Genomic DNA, 330 nt, shown 5'->3' with positions numbered 1-330 from the left:
CCCGGTGCTGTTCATCGTGGCGGTGGAGGCGGCCCGGCACGCCATCGGCCGGATCGCGGACATCACGGCGGACAAGCACATGGAGGGCGTCCGGCTGACCCGCTGGCTGCTCTCGCCGGTGCCGACGTTCCTGCTGTGGCGGCGGATGAAGCTGTGGGAGCTGCGCTCCTACGAGCAGGTGATCAAGCTGGAGCAGGAGCGGCTGGTCTACCGGGCCCGTCTGCACTCGCGGTTCGGCCGGGCCTGGCGCCGCAAGGCTCCGGTGGAGTCGCTGATGCCGCTGCGGCTGGCCCGGTACGGCGTTCCGCTGGCGGAGACGGCCCCGGCGGG

The 330-nt window shown here is 72.7% G+C and carries 1 protein-coding gene; it reads left to right on the top strand.

Annotated features, from left to right (window positions below):
• Positions 1-330 (top strand): DUF2637 domain-containing protein (locus M8J74_RS44340; RefSeq protein WP_249841788.1); only part of this gene is annotated, 330 nt, incomplete at both ends.

The sequence above is a fragment of the Streptomyces panaciradicis genome, from assembly GCF_023516615.1.
Classification (GTDB): domain Bacteria; phylum Actinomycetota; class Actinomycetes; order Streptomycetales; family Streptomycetaceae; genus Streptomyces; species Streptomyces panaciradicis.
Note: the sequence above shows the minus strand (reverse complement) of the source record. Positions and strands in the feature narration are given on the sequence as shown.